General features: G+C 33.0%; 15 protein-coding genes and 1 pseudogene. 4 read left to right on the forward strand and 12 right to left on the reverse strand.

Translation table 11 applies throughout. From position 1 onward, the window contains the following. The first annotated feature begins 81 nt into the window (after positions 1-81). From STK_RS13025 to STK_RS13035, 3 genes are all read left to right on the forward strand, one after another. Positions 82-1,566: an MFS transporter gene (locus tag STK_RS13025; RefSeq protein ID WP_010980448.1), complete on the forward strand. Its 1,485-nt coding sequence runs from the start codon at positions 82-84 to the stop codon at positions 1,564-1,566. 94 nt (positions 1,567-1,660) lie between these two features. Then, the gene (locus STK_RS13030) at positions 1,661-5,566 is read left to right on the forward strand and encodes a protease pro-enzyme activation domain-containing protein (protein WP_010980449.1); all 3,906 of its coding nucleotides are present in this window, start codon (positions 1,661-1,663) and stop codon (positions 5,564-5,566) included. Then, a complete protein-coding gene (locus STK_RS13035; protein ID WP_010980450.1) occupies positions 5,563-7,311 on the forward strand; it encodes a peptide-N4-asparagine amidase in 1,749 nt (582 codons plus the stop codon). The genes STK_RS13030 and STK_RS13035 overlap by 4 nt, the downstream gene beginning before the upstream one ends. Here the strand turns inward: STK_RS13035 and STK_RS13040 are convergent. Continuing rightward, complete coding sequence (locus tag STK_RS13040; protein WP_010980451.1) at positions 7,303-8,493, reverse strand: mandelate racemase/muconate lactonizing enzyme family protein; 1,191 nt, start codon at positions 8,491-8,493, stop codon at positions 7,303-7,305. The two genes, STK_RS13035 and STK_RS13040, sit on opposite strands and share 9 nt — an antisense overlap. Positions 8,494-8,594: 101 nt before the next feature. Here STK_RS13040 and STK_RS13045 point away from each other — a divergent pair, with 101 nt between their 5' ends. Then, the gene (locus STK_RS13045; RefSeq protein ID WP_052846781.1) at positions 8,595-9,464 is read left to right on the forward strand and encodes a metallophosphoesterase; all 870 of its coding nucleotides are present in this window, start codon (positions 8,595-8,597) and stop codon (positions 9,462-9,464) included. On the opposite strand, the gene STK_RS13050 is transcribed toward STK_RS13045, so the two are convergent. The 11 genes and pseudogenes from STK_RS13050 to STK_RS13100 form a co-directional block, all read right to left on the reverse strand. Then, positions 9,461-10,027 carry a DUF3501 family protein gene (locus tag STK_RS13050; RefSeq protein ID WP_010980453.1) on the reverse strand — a complete coding sequence of 189 codons (567 nt, stop codon included), beginning with the start codon at positions 10,025-10,027 and terminating at the stop codon, positions 9,461-9,463. The two genes, STK_RS13045 and STK_RS13050, sit on opposite strands and share 4 nt — an antisense overlap. Next, complete coding sequence (locus STK_RS13055; protein ID WP_010980454.1) at positions 10,020-11,210, reverse strand: heterodisulfide reductase-related iron-sulfur binding cluster; 1,191 nt, start codon at positions 11,208-11,210, stop codon at positions 10,020-10,022. The genes STK_RS13050 and STK_RS13055 overlap by 8 nt, the downstream gene beginning before the upstream one ends. 3 nt (positions 11,211-11,213) lie before the next feature. Beyond that, complete coding sequence (locus STK_RS13060; RefSeq protein ID WP_010980455.1) at positions 11,214-11,648, reverse strand: rubrerythrin family protein; 435 nt, start codon at positions 11,646-11,648, stop codon at positions 11,214-11,216. A gap of 115 nt (positions 11,649-11,763) precedes the next feature. Next, positions 11,764-12,159, reverse strand: a complete 396-nt coding sequence (locus STK_RS13065; RefSeq protein WP_010980456.1) for a CBS domain-containing protein — start codon at positions 12,157-12,159, stop codon at positions 11,764-11,766. 14 nt (positions 12,160-12,173) lie between these two features. Then, on the reverse strand, positions 12,174-12,830 hold the full coding sequence (locus tag STK_RS13070) for a helix-turn-helix transcriptional regulator (RefSeq protein ID WP_052846782.1): 657 nt from the start codon (positions 12,828-12,830) through the stop codon (positions 12,174-12,176). A 127-nt stretch (positions 12,831-12,957) separates the two neighbouring features. After that, positions 12,958-13,296: a DUF1634 domain-containing protein gene (locus STK_RS13075; RefSeq protein ID WP_052846783.1), complete on the reverse strand. Its 339-nt coding sequence runs from the start codon at positions 13,294-13,296 to the stop codon at positions 12,958-12,960. Further along, positions 13,289-14,143, reverse strand: a complete 855-nt coding sequence (locus STK_RS13080) for a sulfite exporter TauE/SafE family protein (protein WP_010980458.1) — start codon at positions 14,141-14,143, stop codon at positions 13,289-13,291. The genes STK_RS13075 and STK_RS13080 overlap by 8 nt, the downstream gene beginning before the upstream one ends. A 41-nt stretch (positions 14,144-14,184) precedes the next feature. Further along, entirely contained in the window at positions 14,185-14,550 is a 366-nt protein-coding gene (locus STK_RS13085) for a DUF1634 domain-containing protein (RefSeq protein ID WP_010980460.1), read from the reverse strand. Next, positions 14,541-15,398, reverse strand: coding sequence for a sulfite exporter TauE/SafE family protein (locus STK_RS13090; RefSeq protein WP_010980461.1), 858 nt, complete (start codon positions 15,396-15,398; stop codon positions 14,541-14,543). Before STK_RS13090 ends, STK_RS13085 begins: the two co-directional genes overlap by 10 nt. Positions 15,399-15,492: 94 nt before the next feature. After that, positions 15,493-16,177: pseudogene (locus STK_RS14635) on the reverse strand (hypothetical protein). A gap of 76 nt (positions 16,178-16,253) precedes the next feature. After that, positions 16,254-16,655, reverse strand: a complete 402-nt coding sequence (locus STK_RS13100; RefSeq protein ID WP_010980462.1) for a hypothetical protein — start codon at positions 16,653-16,655, stop codon at positions 16,254-16,256. Between the last annotated feature and the right edge of the window lie 10 nt (positions 16,656-16,665).

The following is a 16,665-nucleotide window of genomic DNA, read 5'->3' on the forward strand; positions in this document are numbered from 1 at the left end:
AACAATAGTTTATATTGTTAACTATATGCTCTATACGATAAGATTATAAATTGCGAGGCTGATATAAGTGCTGAAGTTAAGATGTCAAATAACCCCTTTAAATCGTTGGATTCTTTGAAACTTTCCTTTAATCACATAAAGATATGGTATACTGCAGGAATGGGTTTTTTTACTGATGCATATGATCTACTAATCATAGGTTATATAATAGCCACTATAGAGTATGCACATACTTATGCAGGAATCATTATACCAGGTTTTACTGAATATTTGATTGGGCATAATGCAGCCTTTTGGACAGGTTTATTAGCATCTTCAGCAATTTGGACAGCAATTATAGGTCAGTTATTATTTGGTTATTTGGGTGACAGATTAGGAAGAAAGAGTGTTTACGGTATTGAAGCTATGCTGTTAACACTAGGCGCTTTTCTAAGTGCATTAGCATGGAATTTACCAGCACTTATAGCATTCAGAATGTTAATGGGATTTGGAATTGGTGGAGATTACCCAATATCTTCAACTATAATGAGTGAATATGCTAATGTTAAGGACAGAGGAAAATTAGTATCCTTAGTATTTGCTAATCAAGGTATTGGATCTATAGTAGCTGCAGTTGTAGGTATTGTATCAGCCTTAACATTACCACCAGATATTGCATGGAGAGTGATGGCAGGTATTGGTGCTATTCCAGCTGCTACAGTTATCTATTTAAGGAGAAAAGTTCCCGAGACTCCCAGATATTCTCTACTTGCTAAGGGAAACATAGAAGAAGCTAAAAAAGCTGCCGAATTACTTGGAACAAAATTAGATGTAGATAAGCGTGTAATATCAAAGAGACTTAGTATTTCTGAATTCTTTGCAAAATATGGTTTATTATTAATAGGAACCGCTGGAACGTGGTTTATTCTAGATATAGCATTCTACGGTACTGGAACATACTCTTCTGCTGTATTAGCTCCAATCTTTGGTAGTCCGTTTCCAGCTACTCATGTAACTTTATCATTAGCGGAGTTCCAAGCAGATTTAGCTAAAGATTTATTTCTAGGTGCAATACCATTCTTAGTTGGATTTCCAGGATATTTCACAGCAGTAGCTTTAATGGATAAATTAGGTAGGAAAGTAATTCAATTACAAGGCTTCGTAATGATGGCTTTAATTTACGGAATTGTGGCATCAATAGCTCTAACTTCTGGAACTAAAATAACTGGATTTATAATACCATCAACTTTGGCATTTGCAATATATTCGCTATCCTACTTCTTTATAGACTTCGGTCCTAATACAACTACATTTGTTATACCAGCTGAAGTTTATCCAGTAAGATATAGAACAACTGGTCATGGAATATCAGCTGCCAGTGGTAAATTAGGAGCAGCTATAACAACCTATCTATTCCCATTGTTATTAGCATCAATAGGTATTAAGAATATTTTGATAATGCTAGCAATAGTAAGCATTATTGGTGCAGTACTAACGTATTTCTTTGTACCAGAACCTAAACATAAGCCTTTAGAGGAAGTAGCAAAAGAGGAATTAGAAGAAGAACAAAATGTGCAAAGTCAATAATTTCTTTTAATTTATAAAACCTTAATCATATAAAATTCTGATGTAAAAGCTCTAATGAAAATATTTATATCTAGCATTTTTGTAATAAACAAATATGAAAAGTGTTTTATCTGTACCTATAGCTGTTATAATATTATTTAGTATATTAACTATAATATCGCCAATAAATAGTTTTTCCGCAACTTATATAGGACCTCAATTAAAAGGAGTAAAAATAGGTTCTCTCCCTCAAAATATGGAAATAACAATAGGTTTTCTTATTCCTCCTAAAAACTTTAACTTACTATATTTAACAGCGGAGGAAGTTGCTAATCATCAGACTAAACCAATTTCATTTAAACAAGTTATGAAAGAGTTCGCACAGACGCAGTTAGAAAGTGAAGTTACAAATTATCTGGAATCTCATGGTTTCACTATTTCAGTGCAAAATCCTTTTGTGGTTATAGCTGAAGCTCCGGTTTCCGTAGTTGAAGAAACTTTTCACACTACCTTGGATTTATATAAGTATGGTAACATAGTATATTATAAGCCTTCTACAAATCCTATCCTACCCTCATTCTTTGCTGGGGTTACAATTAATGGTCTAACTAACTATACTACTTATAATTATCAACTAAATCTTGAGGTTTTAGGTAAGGTAGTAAATGGTAAATTAATTCCTAATATGACATTTCCACAAGTAACTACTTTTCAATTTGCTGCGGATATGTACTCTCCGCAAGATATTATTGGAGCTTACAATATAACTCAGAGTGGTAATGGTACTACTGTTGCAATAATTGATGCATATGGTGATCCTACAATATACGAAGATTTACAGATCTTTGATCAGCATTTCCACTTACCACCAGTTAATCTAACTATTATTCCTTTAGGACCTTATCATCCACTCTTTGGTTTATCTACTGGTTGGGATATAGAAACTGCTCTTGATGTGGAGACAGTTCACGCTATTGCCCCTTATGCTCATATAGTCCTAGTAGTTCCCTCTACTCCTGGCTTAATTCCAGAAGCTATCGACTATATAGTTAGTGAAGATTTAGCGAATATAACTTCTATGAGTTTTGGAATGATAGAGAATACAATAGGAGATACGGGATTTTACTTCGTATTTGACGGAGTTCCAATGCCTAACTTACCCTATTGGGATTATTATTTTGCTTTAGGCACAGTTGAAGGAATTTCATTCTTTGCTGCTAGCGGTGATGAGGGTGCTTATGGCGGAACATTAACAACATACGGAGGAGTTTCTTATCCTGCAACCTCACCCTTTGTAACTGGTGTTGGTGGAACTTCGCTTTATGTAAATGTAACTTCAGGTTATCTTTCTGCTCAGAACTCTACTACCACATATGGTTTTGAAACAGGGTGGAGTATATTTAACTTAGACTTTCCATTTATAGGTAGTGATGGAGGTTATAGTACTTATTATCCAAAGCCGTGGTATCAGTACATGATTAATGGTACCACTAGAGCTACGCCAGACGTTGCGGCAGATGCTAATCCATATACTGGTTTGCTGATATATGTCTTAGGTCAAGAAGAAGTAATAGGAGGAACGAGCTTATCTACACCAATATGGGCTGGATTAGCTGCAGATATTGTTTCAATTATTCATAAACCATTAGGGTTGTTTAACAATATTCTATATTGGATCTACTCAAACTCCACATTATATAACCAGGCATTTCACCAAATAACTTTCGGATTTAATGGGTTATATTCAGCCCATTCTGGATATAATTTAGTAACTGGTTTAGGAACTCCAGACTTTTACGGTTTATTAAAAGCTGTAGAGGATTACTTTAAACAATCGAGGTTAGCTATATCTGTTACTGCTACAGAACCTGGTGTACCTTATCCGTGGTTTATGTATAATACAACTTTTGAAATTATTGCCAAAATTAGTTATCCAAACACTACAACGGTTACTAGCGGATCTTTCTCAGCTTACATATATACAACTGAAGGGTTATTAACTAAAATACCATTAACATTTAACGGAACCTATTGGGTAGGGACATATACTATTTCACCTGGAAATCCGCCTAACATATGGCTAGTAGTTGTTAACGGAACCTCTAGTGGTATATCTGGTACTGGAGTTTACGAAATAACTGTAGGTCTTTCAATAGATATTATTTCACCATTACCTTTCCCATTTGAAATAACTATACCTCCAAATGAACCATTTGAAGTAGTTGCATGTATATACTATCCTAACGTGACTCCAGTAGAATATCCTTCATTTACAGCTTACTTCATTTATAATACTAAAAATATATTTAATGTAACCTTATTACCAACTAGAATTCCGGGATTATATGAGGGAGTATACGCTTTAGTAACACCAGAACCAGAGGGAGTTTATTTAATGTATATTAATGATTCTTATGGTTCTGCGTATTTATATCAGACCTTTGGAGGAATAAACGTTGAAACACTCGTATTCACTCCAATTGATGATGGATTTTCTTCAGTCTCGCCGGGAGAGAATATAACAATATTCTCATTTACCTTTGATCAGAATGGTTTAGGTATTTTCACATCTAATGTAACAGCCTTTATATACAATCCTCAAGGAAAACTTATTGCTGAAATACCACTTAAATTGGCGTTAGATATTGTACAATTCGGAGATATAATTGCTTTTGGTTATCACGAGGCTAACTATACAATTCCATTAAACGCGACAGCTGGAATATATACTGTAGTAACCGAGGCATGGTATAATAGTTCCGTAGGTGTTGAAGAACTTAATTACACAGACTTCATTTATGTGTCTCCTTATGTTATTCATACTCAGGTGAAATATGAGGGAAATGCAATTGAAGGAGAAAATATAAAAGTTTATGCTAATATCACTTATCCTAACGGTACAGAAGTAAAGTATGGAGAGTTCCAAGCTACATTAGTACCATCAGAATTGCAATTTGAGCAATTAACATTAGAATTCTACACTGAGATACCATTACAGTATAATTCCACATTAAATGAATGGGTAGGGGTTATTTCAGTTCCTTCGATAAATTCAACAAATATATATCAAGGATCTCCGCTCTACTCTCTAAGCGGTCCATGGTATTTAGAAGTTAGCGGTATTTCACCCGAAGGTGCTATTACAGAGTCAATTAGTAACTTCCTTACAGTTCTTCCTTACACTGATATAGGTACAAAGATAATTACTCCTATTAATGCAACTAGTATAGGATTTGCTTATCAAGGAGGTGCAATAGAGCTTGAGCAAATATATTCTCCCTCATTAACACTTATGAATGGTAAATACATATTAAATAACGTAATTGTAAATACTCTCATTATTAAGAATTCTACGGTTACAATAATAGATTCTAAATTAAACAAGATAGAAACATACTCATCAAATGTAAATGTTATAGATAGTGAAATATTAGATAGTGAAATTGGAATAAACACTGTATCATCAAATATTACATTGACCTCAGTTACTTTTAGTAATGTTAATTACGCAATTAATCAGAGTGTAAATACTAATGTATTTATGCATGGTGTTAGTCTAAATAATGTAACTGCTTTAAGTGCAGTACCGGCGCCTAAGATAATTTCATATCCTATAAATATAACTACTTTAACAAATAATATTACTTTATCTATAAGTGGTAAATATTTAAAGGTTGTAAACGTAAAGATAAATGGCAATAGTGTACCTTATTCTGTTACTCCAACAACCTCTGGAATAGAAATAACTATTCCGTTTAACTCTGCCATTTCACCAACTGGAAACAACATAATTGCTTTAGCAATTTCTGATGGAATAGAATACAATTATACATTAGTGGTATATAATAGTTATCCATTAATACAAGTTCATTCAACAATTAACGCCCTAAATTCATCAGTAATTAATCTTAAATCTTCATTATCAACTACGACAGATATATCAATAATTGGTTTAGTTATAGCTATAGTTGCAGTTATTCTCTTTTTACTTTTACTCTTTAGGAGGGGTGGGAAAAGATGAATAAGTTAAGCAAATTCCTTCTTTCTATGTTTTTAATTTCTATGTTATTTTTCCCCATCCTAGTTTCCGGTATACCTACTGAAGTAAACTATAAGCACCCATATATGCCACTTAACATAACCTTACCTAATTATCTTGATCCGAAATACTACTCTTTTGAAGCATTCCAGATAAAGCCACCAACTAATGTTACTCCAATAATAATACCCGTTGCCGTAAATGCAACATTTAACAATACTGGTTTAATGCCAATCTTGAAGAGAGTTTACATTCCTCCGGGTAATTACAGCTTAATCTTAATGAACATATCCATATCTGAAAATAACGGTGCTCAATATGATAGAGCAGCTTATATATTCGTTAATGGTGTTCCAATATTTTGGGGGTCTACGCAAGAATTTGCTAACTCTACTTCCCAAGTAGATTTAACACTCTTTGAAAACCTACTACAAGGTAATGTTACGTTTCAGCTGGTAATTGAAAACTTCTATGATGCAAAAATAGGAATAACTGGATTATATCATATGAACGTAACATTAATCTTGTATCCTGGTAATAAGCCAAAAGGTTTACCTAATATGTTTATACCATTGTATTTAAGTAAATACAATTACTCTTACGTAATACTGAACCCTGTTAGCCCAAGTATTACACAACAAGTTGCTATACCCAATGGTACTTACAAGATGGAATTATTACTTTATGAGGAAGGAGGAGGTCTTGATGAATTCTGGTATACTAATGAACCTGCAACTAGGAATATTCTTATTTACTATGATAACTTGTTAGTTGGTGTAGTTAATCCGTATGAGACAATTTATACTGGAGGAATAGATTTATTCTGGTGGAAACCATTAACGTCGATAAATACACTTTCATTCCACTCACCAATGATAATTGATTTAACTCCAATGTTAGCTTACGGTTTAACTGCAAACATAACAACTTGTGTAACAAACTTAATAACAGCATATCAAATTACTGGAAGTACAGCATTTGATTGGGATATCTCTGGTGTTTTAATGCTATGGGTTAATCAATCAAACCCATTAATATCAGCAAAACCATTAACTTCTATCTCAAGATTCATAGACTCAACGCCTATATTCTCAACTGGCTTTTCAGCTGGGTATTATCAAGAAGATGGTAATTATCTGTTAAACTACTCATCTCTGCTAACATTCGAACATGGAGAAGAATTTACTTGGACACTACAAGTAGGTAAATTTGTTGCCTATCAAACCTTTAACCAAATTTTCGAAAAGGCATATCTAGACGAAAGATTTTATGAAGTCTCAATGGACAAGGGAATTTATAACTCAACTTTAATTATATCTGGAAACTATCCTGTATTGTTAGATCTTAGTACAATTGAAGTACCAATTAGTAATCCACATGTAATACCATATAATCTATCCTATTTCCAGAATGGTACTTTATCTCTTAGCTTAGAATATTACTACGAGTACTTGTTTAACAATTATAATACGACAATAAAAACTATTGAGAATTTAACAGCGATAGGAGGTTTCGGAGGTATTATTGAAATCATAAACTCTTATGGTGGAGCTATATTGGTTAAGCTTACAGCAAACTATGCTAATACACAAAAGAACTTGACATCGTGGTTCTTAGTAAATAATGTAGGATTTAAAGAAATCTTCTCGGCTGAAGGAATACAAAATAATACAACTAACTTAACTGGATATTATAAGTATACACACATAAGCTTTTCGTCAAGTTAAATATTTTTTCCATGTTCCTTTAACAACCCAAACTGGCTCTTCCTGGACTTCTAACTCTTTAGGTTCCACTTTTAGACTTTCTACTAGTTTCTCATTAATGCTTACTCCAATTCCAGGCTTATCTGGAACTTTTACATGTCCGTTCTCTACTTTAGTCTCATCAAAAACTATATCTCTCTTCCATTGTGGGAACCAATCGTAAAAGTTCTCCAAGAGATAAAGGTTAGGAGTTATTGCACTCATTTGTAAAGAATAAGCATTTTGAATAGAACCAAACGCATTATGAAAAGCAATTTCTACATCAAATGCTTCAGCTAAACTAATAACTTTTCTCCCTACAGTTATTCCACCTATGTTACATAAATCTGGTTGTAGAATATTTACTAACCCTTCAGAGACGTACACAGCAGTTTCTTTTAAGCTAATAAGCCTCTCGCCTAAAGCAATATTTAAACTAGTGTGTTGTCTATACTTTCTTAACCCCTCTATATCTTCATGATGTACTGGTTCCTCCATAAACATTGGATTATACTTTTCAAGCCTTTTAGCTATCAATATTGCACTATCTGCATTAAACCTACCGTGGTGTTCAATAAGAATATCAACGTCATTACCAACTGCTTCTCTAACAGCTTTAACTCTTTCCTCAGCTTCTTTCAAACCTTTTTCGTCTATCCAGTTATAATAAGGACCAAATGGATCAAATTTTAATGCCTTGTAGCCACGCTTAACAACTTCTTTGGCTTTCTCAGCAAAATCCTCTGGAGTTATGGCATCTTGATACCAACCATTAGCATAAACTGGTATTTTATCTCTAACTTTTCCTCCTAAAAGTTTGTAAATTGGTGCTCCTAACTCTTTACCCACTATATCCCATAATGCTTGATCTATTGCACTAGTTGCTGTTGCCGATTCAAAAGACCTTGCCAAATAAAAGTCTTGTTTATACCATTCTTGATAATTTTCCTCTGGTTCTTCAGCTTCTTTCCCGATGTAACCTTTACTGACTTGCTTTATTGTATTATAGACGTTTATAACTCTTAAAGTTGGTACTGACTCTCCATAACCTACCATTCCATTAGAAGTCACGACTTTTACAACAATCATTACAGATGCCCATGTAGCACTACCTTTTTCAGTATGAGCTAATACTAATGGTTCTATTTCAGAAATTTTAGCCATAGATTATTCTACACTCTACAGTTTATGTGTTTTTCTATGGCTAGTGTTGAAGTTGTTTTTGCTAAAATGGTTTTTATATGGTAATTATACTATTTTTTAGTATGAGCGAGGAGTATAGTAAGGTTTTAGAATTAATGGAGGAAGCGAAAGAAATTTTCAAGATTCAAGGCCCATTTGCAGGAGAGTATAAGGCAAGGAGAATAGCTTTTGTTGGCGATACTCACGGAGCAGTTGACGTTACTCAATATGTGTTTAATGAGATCTTTGATAAGGTTGATTTGCTAGTCTTTCTTGGTGACTATGTAGATAGATATCCTCCTAGTGGGGTAGAAAATTTGATGATAATCTTAGAAAAATTTCTTCAAAATAAGGATAAAGTAGTAATACTCAGGGGAAATCATGAAAGTCCAATAACTAATTTATATTATGGCTTTTATGAGGAAGTAGCCCTAAAATTCGGTGACGAAAAAGTTTATGAGAAATTCAAGGACTTCTTCTCTTATATACCCTATGTTGCTATTGTAAATAATTATTTCTGTGTGCATGGTGGTTTGCCCGGTAAAGATAATGGTGGTGAGATGAAGCTAGGCATTCATTCTGTAGATGAAATTAAATCTTTACCATATCCAGACATAAATCCGGATGACCCTATAGCTTTTCAACTACTTTGGAATGATCCTAGAGAAGGACTTGATGACTTTGGATTTTTACCAAACATTAGAGGTGAAGGAACTTTTTATTTCGGAGAAAAAATTGTGAAAGAATTTTTAGATTCTACTGGATATAGTGGTATAATAAGAGGTCATGAGGCTGTTGATGGTTTTAGAATAGATATAAATGGAAAAGTAATAACTGTATTCTCAAGCAGATACCACGGACAATCCGCTGGCGTTTTATTAATGGATGAGGGAAAGATAAAAAGAGTATACTTGTATCAGGATGGTTCAGTAAAAGCGTTTGAAGGGCTTTAGCCACATTCTTCATAGGCTTCTTCTATTAGCTCTTTCGCTAAATCTTCTGGTAATTTCTTTGATACTTTATAGTTCTCATGGAGAACAAAAACTTCTATTTGAGTGCTTTTTTCTCCCTCAAGATCAAAAGTCAAATATTGCACTGTACTAAATTCATCACCTTGTTCTCTTCCAGCTTCTGGTTCACCCTGAATTAATTTTTCACCTACTTTAAGGAAAACTGAGTTGTAAATACCTTTTAGCTCACTAAATACTTTCTTCAAATCGTTAAAGTCATACGCATTTATGTATAAAGTAGCTTTAATTTTTCCGTTACAAGGCAATAATGAGGAATAAACGTTAATTTCGTGTTGAATATCTTTTTCATCTTCAAGTCTATCTAAGTAAACCATTTCTTGAATTTGATGAAGGACTGTATCTCTATTTTCGAAAAGTAAAGTTAGCCTATCTCCTAGTTCTACTCTTCTCTTATCTTTAATCTGTGCAATTCTTCTAATTTTTTCCATTCTTATCTTCTCATACTCTTTCCACGGAATTATATCTTGAACAGTTATTTTAACCATTACTTAACACCTCCTTTAAAATTTGGATTGGATGTAAAGGTTGCCTTTTTGAAGCTTTTTGTATCTGTAGTCCAGCTAGTGGGCATTCAGTCATGAAAATGTCTGCCTTATTTTCAGCAAAAGCATTCATCATTTTACTGCCTACTACTCTAGCCTTTTCGTAATTCCTTAATCCCCATCCTCCGTCAATTCCAGAACAACCCTTATCGGATATTTCAACTTTAGCTCCCAACTTTCTCATAATGGTAACTCCAGCATATCCAACTTTTAAATACTTTAGATGGCACGGAGGATGATAAAATATTGATTTTTCTAACTTGCCAGAAATTTTTATCTTCCCTTCTCTATCTAATTTAAGTAAATACTCCATTGCATCATAAACTTTTATCCCTTCCTTTTGCAGAATGAGGGGATATTCTTTACTTAACATCAACGTACATGTAGGAATTGGAGAAACAATGTCATATCCTTGTTCTACAAACTTTCTCATTAAAGAGTAATTATATTCAGCATTCTTTTTCAATCTTTTAGCATCACCAACATCTAACATGGGAGCTCCACAACATAAAAAGTTAGCCTTAACTACCTCAATTCCTAACTTATTAAAAACTTCTACTAGGTCAAATCCAAGTTCTGGGTAAAAGTTTTCTACTAGACATGTATGAAACAATACCACTTTGGCTATAGGTTTTTCAATTCTTTTAGGTTTAACTTCTCTTAAAAATCCTTTTTCTTTAACGAGTGGCATTGGTGCATCTTCACTTATTCCTAGTAATCTTCTGGTATGTGGATAAAGTTTAGATACTAGTGGTCTAGCTAAATTAGTACCATCAACAAGCTCAAAAAGGAAATCACGTAAGGTTAATGGTTTTTGAGATCTAAAATACAGCCATGCCCAGTCCATTAAATCCGCAAAATCCATTGCAAATTCATGGGGCGGTGTGTAGGGGCAGTTATTATAACACATTTTACAGTGGAAACATTCTTTAGTTATTTCCTCAAGATCGTCTAATGTTAAGTTTTTTGGTCCTTTATCGTCAGTTAATTTAAACAACTTGGGAAAGGCGAAGCAATAATTAAAACATAACCTACAACCGTGACATATTGATGCTTGTCTTATAAACTCGGACAAGAGTTTAGAAGAATCAAAAAAAGATTTATCTTCTGGATTTAGGTTATACATCTGTTATGTTCCTCCCTTTAACTGCTTTAACACATTTTGGAATTTTTCAGCATGACTCTTTTCAGCTCTGGCTAAAGTCTCAAACCATTCAGCTACTTCTGGGAAACCTTCTTCTCTTGCAACCTTTGCGAATCCAGGGTACATTTGGGTCCATTCATAAGTTTCTCCAGCAATTGCAGATTCGATCATTTGTTCTAAAGTCCCAATTGGTTTATCAGTAGCTGGATCTGTTAATCCTCCCTGTCTAATAAAGTCCAAATGACCAAATGCATGGGCTGTTTCTCCCTCTGCTATACTCCTTAATAGTCCAGCTATTTCTGGATACCCTTCTTCATCAGCCCTCTTTGCAAAATATAAGTATCTTCTATTTGCCATAGATTCGCCTATAAATCCTTGTTTTAGGTTTTCAGCCGTTTTAGTTCCTTTTAGGTCTTTCATTTGTATATACTATCTCTTTCATTATTTAAAAATTTTTCTCATTTAGTTTGTGCTTCTAAATAATAGTAACTTTTAATAAAAGGTAATTATTAATTAAAAATCATAAAAATTAAATTTACCAAAAGGCTAAATCTAATGCTATAGCACCTACAGCTCTTGCAACATCCCTTATACTAATTACACCCTTAACTTTTCCATCATGATCCACAACAATTAGATGTCTTATCTCCCTTGAAGTCATTAATGCCACAGCCTCACTTATATCACTATTTTCTTCAATAGTTACTGGATTTTGACTCATTATTTCAGAAACTGGTTTATCTAGTGGAATTTCATCTGCTATAGCATATAACAAATCTCTCTCGGTAACAATCCCGATAGCTTTATAATCCTTATCAACTATTACTAAAGATCCAACTTCCTCTTTTTTCATAATTTTAGCTGCTTCTCTTATTGAAATATCCTTACTTGCAATTACAGGTTTTTTAGTTATGAGTTGAGAAACAATCACAAATATAATTGATTTTACTCCTTTTTATTCTCTTCATATCTTATTTTATTTCCCTCTCTAATTTCCTTAACGTAACCTAAGCTAATAAGTTTCTTAACTCTCCTATAAACAGTAGCCCTTGACAAGCCAGTTAATTTAGAAATTTTTGCTATTGAGTCCGCTCCCTTTGAAATAGCTTCAAGTATTAACTTATCTCTTTCATCTAATCCAGATACTAAAATTGGTTCTTCGACTCTTCCTCTTCTTAAATTTCTAACTAACAAAAAAGAAAGTATACCAGTAGAAATTAAACTTAGGGCAAAGGTTATGAGTAAAAGCAAAGAATAGAAAGAATTATTCCCAGGAGTTGTAAGGTTAGATGTATATATCAGAGTCAGATTAGACGCATAGAAAGTTAAATTTAATAGATTGTTACTCACTGTAACTGAGGTAGGTAATGTAGAGATATATGTAACATAAGTTGAATCTGGAATTATAACGCTTACCGTTATATTATATGGTTCATCAATTCTTATTTCATTCTCGATTAAAGTTTTATAGCTTAATGTAGAGTTTGGATATTTTAGAATAACTATATTTCCAAAAATTCTAAAAGGGGATGTAGAATTAATAGCAGAATAATTTTGCACTGGGAGATAAATCTGAGTTTGATTGTATACATGTATAATCACCGTATCGTTATAATAAATAGTCATATAAACTGATGAATGCGTTATAAGAGTTAATCCAATAAAGGGTATCAGCAGTAATATAACAAAATTCCTCACAACTATAAAAACACTCTATTAGTAAAAATTCTTAATGTATAATAATCTTGGGCATTATAAGTATTGCGAAAACCATTATGGTAAATACGAGTACACTTATAATTAGATAAATTTTGTCTTTTTCTAATAGATATATTATTATTTGCTCTGAAACTACAAGAAAAGGAATAGAAATGAGTGCAATTATACCATATAAGATTATCGTCAATGGATTACTATAATTAAGCAAATTAAGATTAGAAGTATTGAAATTGTATATATTATAGTTAGAATTAGTTACTAGAAATAGTAATAAACCTAATATTACAAGAGATGATGATATAGCTATACCAATTCTTAAAGTTAATGAGATTAATTTCTTTTCATCCAAAGATATCAAACCCCCTTAAAATTAGTTGAATTCCTAAGATTATTAGAACGAGAGTAAATATTTGTCTTAGTCTTCTGTTCATTAATTTGTTTAAATATCTAGAACCAAAAATAGATCCTACAAATACACCGGGGATAGTAATGCCAACGATTATTGGGTCTATTATTCCCAATGCCCAATAAATCCCAGAACTTGTAGCTGCAGTAACACCAATCATAAAACTACTTGTAGCTGTACTTATCTTAAATGGTAAATTCATCCCTAAATCCATAGCCAATACTTTTAGAGCTCCAGAGCCTATTCCTAAAAGTCCCGATATTAGACCAGCAATATACATTCCTAATAGGCCTAAAGGGTATCTAACGCCATGATATGTTACCTCCTTTTTCAAAGCTTCATCATAATAGCTTCCATTAAACCTAAGTTTTGATGAAAATCTATCTGGATTAACATATACTGGGACTTCGCTCTTCATTCTTATGAAGTTAGGAATAACAGAAAATATTAGAACACCTCCAAAAATTATATCTAAAAGCTTAAACAAATGCTTTTCTTCAATAATATATTCTAGAAAAGAACCAGTAATAGCTCCAGTAGTTGTTGCAATTTCTAAAGCTATTGCGATTCTCATATGGGCTAATCCAGTTTTTATATATCTAGAGCCAGATGAAGCAGAAGTTGCTATAGTTGATATTAGGCTTGCCCCTACTGCGTATTCAATTGGAACTCCTAAAAAAAGTACTAAGACTGGAGTTAAAACTACTCCTCCACCTAATCCAGTTAAAGAGCCTAACAGCCCAGCTATAATTGAGGCTACAAAAAGAAGAGCTATAAATGTCAGTAACATATCAATAAGTTAAAGGCTTGATAGTAAAAATTTATCTCTAATTAATGTATGAAAAGCGGTAATATAAATATTGCTAGCATTAAGTTAAAGAATACTATTATTGTAATAATTGTATATATGATATTTCTCTCTCTAGCAAATTGTATAATGCCTATTAATACTCTTGCTACTGGTGTTGCAATAAGAACCATTAGACCTAGAAGTATTAAATCAAGACCATTACCAGAAAATGCATTAGTAGGTACAGAGTTTGGGTTTATTACAGAAGTATTTATCCTTGAGTAAGGGGAAATTAGTTCATTAAAATCTTTATCTCTATACAAGAACACAAATCCTATGAGTATTAATATAATGCTAATTATGACACCAATACGAAGAGTGTATCCAACAACGTCATTTAAATCCATAATTCTACCCCTCTAATTATCATTTCAATACCTAAAAACGCTAAGATAAGCATGAAAATTAATCTTAATTTTACATTTCTTATTTTTGGTAAGACTTTACTCCCTATAAAGGATCCAATAAGAACTCCAATCGCGGTTATACCAGCCATCAAAGGTTGGATATACCCGAAAATCCAGTATAATGAACTACTTGTAGCTGCAGTAACACCAATCATAAAATTACTAGTAGTAGTACTTACCTTAATTGGTAAATTCATAGCCCAATCCATTCCGATAACTTTTAGAGCACCAGAGCCTATTCCTAGAAGCCCAGATATCATACCGGCAAAAAACATAATTATTTCTCCTAACCACCATCTCACTCCATAATATTCTACCTCTTGTCTTAATGCAACATCATAATACTTTCCATAGAGCTGAAAAACTCTAGTAGTCCAATCAGGCTTCATTGGTTTCGGGAGTTCTAATGAAGCCTTCTTTAGCTGAGGATAAATAGAAGTTAAAATTACAATTCCGAAGATTATAAAGAGAATAAAGGCTAAGTGATGCTCATAGATATAATGGGCAATAAGTGAACCAACTATAGCTCCAGTTGTTGTAGCAATCTCTAAACCCATGCCTATTTTAACGTTAGTAATTCTATCTTTGATATACGCACTAGCTGCTCCGCTTGAGGTTGCTATAGTTGATATTAGACTTGCTCCAGTGGCATATTCTATTGGAATTGATAAAAAGAGAGTATAGATTGGTACTAATACTGTAGCTCCACCTAATCCTGTTAACGATCCTATAAATCCAGCTATAATACTCGAAATGAGCAGAGAAATAATAAATAAAAGATCATTCATAGAGTGATTTTTTCCTTTATCACTTAAATTATTATCTTTTTAATTTTCAGTGTTATATCTGACTTTTGCACCACCCTTAGGGTGGTTGTCACCCTCATCGGTTCGGGTCTACATCCCTCATTTGAGGGGCAGACGAGAGGGTCAGAGACCTATTCAAATTAACTACAGCAACAACATCCCTATCATTCTCATACCACAACCACACCTAAACCAACGATATGAAACCTCCTTCATCTTCTTACCACACCTAGGTTCTATCTTCTCTTTCTTTTTCTCAAAAACTACTTTAAGAAACGCACTATCACCTTTAATTACAAGTCTTGCCTCCTTCATCCTCCAATCCTTGTAAAAATTTAAATTCCTTGGATAACCCAAGATGGGTAGTTCACCAATACTTGTTATTCTAACCCTCATTTTTTCAAAGTTTATTGTGTAACTAGCTTTTGGTGTTAACCATACTGTTGGTTTATATATTCTAGGGAAATGTCCCTTTCTAGGATTATTGTACTAACTCTTGTATGTTGCTAGTGCATCACGGCAACAGTCTTCAGTAATCTTTGATAGTAGTTGGTACTCCTCTTTTAGCTTCTCATACAACTCTTGGTGTATAAATCCTAATACGTCTTTTTCATTTGGGTTTTAATCCCCTTTCTTTTAACCAGAATAATACGTATCTTAATGCTTTTACATAGTTATTCACAAGGGCTAAGGAGGGAGTCTGATAAACCAATCTTCATTGAAACTGTTTCTCTGATTGGGTTCTTTCCCCTCCTAGCCATTAAATATTCACTAGAAAAAGTAGGTATATAAATATAAGGGGTTTATCCGCCATAAATAGCTAGGCTTTCCGCTCCCTTAACCTTTAATTTCTGTAATGTTTATTAAAATATCTGTATTATTTGGCGGAATATTTCCTTTATAAGTAATCAAATAGGTAATTTTTATTAAATATAAGCCAGCATTCAGATGAATAATTCTATGGGTTTGATTACTGTTTAACTCAATAAAAAAATCTTTTGTATGTCTGTGATGATTTATAGAAATTTCTATTATTGCATTAACATACACTATATTCTTATTTTTTATATGTAACGATATACTATATTCTCCTCCTTTTTCAATTAATAAAGTCTGGTTATATTTTAAAGTGATTGAATGAACTTCTTCCTTACTCTTGAGATGCAAAGTAGAGTAACCTAAATATATATTAAGCGCTAATGAAAGCAAAAGTAAGACTGCAATAAGTTTTATATTCACAAATAAATAT

Source organism: Sulfurisphaera tokodaii str. 7 (assembly GCF_000011205.1).
GTDB classification, from domain to species: Archaea; Thermoproteota; Thermoprotei_A; order Sulfolobales; family Sulfolobaceae; genus Sulfurisphaera; species Sulfurisphaera tokodaii.

Coding starts and splice junctions, on each gene's coding strand:
- STK_RS13025 (WP_010980448.1), top strand. CDS start 82: ATGTCAAATAACCCCTTTAAATCGTTGGATTCTTTGAAACTTTCCTTT.
- STK_RS13030 (WP_010980449.1), top strand. CDS start 1,661: ATGAAAAGTGTTTTATCTGTACCTATAGCTGTTATAATATTATTTAGT.
- STK_RS13035 (WP_010980450.1), top strand. CDS start 5,563: ATGAATAAGTTAAGCAAATTCCTTCTTTCTATGTTTTTAATTTCTATG.
- STK_RS13040 (WP_010980451.1), bottom strand. CDS start 8,493: ATGGCTAAAATTTCTGAAATAGAACCATTAGTATTAGCTCATACTGAA.
- STK_RS13045 (WP_052846781.1), top strand. CDS start 8,595: ATGAGCGAGGAGTATAGTAAGGTTTTAGAATTAATGGAGGAAGCGAAA.
- STK_RS13050 (WP_010980453.1), bottom strand. CDS start 10,027: ATGGTTAAAATAACTGTTCAAGATATAATTCCGTGGAAAGAGTATGAG.
- STK_RS13055 (WP_010980454.1), bottom strand. CDS start 11,210: ATGTATAACCTAAATCCAGAAGATAAATCTTTTTTTGATTCTTCTAAA.
- STK_RS13060 (WP_010980455.1), bottom strand. CDS start 11,648: ATGAAAGACCTAAAAGGAACTAAAACGGCTGAAAACCTAAAACAAGGA.
- STK_RS13080 (WP_010980458.1), bottom strand. CDS start 14,143: ATGTTACTGACATTTATAGCTCTTCTTTTTGTAGCCTCAATTATAGCT.
- STK_RS13085 (WP_010980460.1), bottom strand. CDS start 14,550: ATGGATTTAAATGACGTTGTTGGATACACTCTTCGTATTGGTGTCATA.
- STK_RS13090 (WP_010980461.1), bottom strand. CDS start 15,398: ATGAATGATCTTTTATTTATTATTTCTCTGCTCATTTCGAGTATTATA.